This is a genomic window from Planococcus sp. RAB007_Raresut (assembly GCF_057369535.1).
Genome location: NZ_JBXYIF010000244.1, coordinates 1 through 242 on the forward strand (window position 1 = coordinate 1; position 242 = coordinate 242).

Here is a 242-nt window from a genome sequence, read left to right on the forward strand (position 1 = left end):
GTCCGATATATTGGATTTCCCGCTCCCGTTCGGCCCTACTACAGCCGTGACGCCGGGACGGAAATCTAATTCAATTCGCTTGGGAAATGATTTAAAGACAGCGAGTTCGATTCGTTTTAAGTGCATCGTGACCATCCTATCCGCAGTAAGCATTCATCTGTATATTTTACCACAGTTAACAGTTCGTCAAAATGCCCGAATCATGCTATTCTAAAAAGAACTGTAGAAAGGGGAATACAGAT

1 protein-coding gene is annotated in these 242 nt (G+C 43.4%); it reads right to left on the minus strand.

Annotated features, from left to right (window positions below; all coding sequences use genetic code 11):
• The coding region (locus tag AC2Q9J_RS18420; RefSeq protein WP_499042175.1) for an AAA family ATPase at positions 1-126 on the minus strand (126 nt) is incomplete at its 3' end.
• Positions 127-242 lie beyond the last annotated feature (116 nt).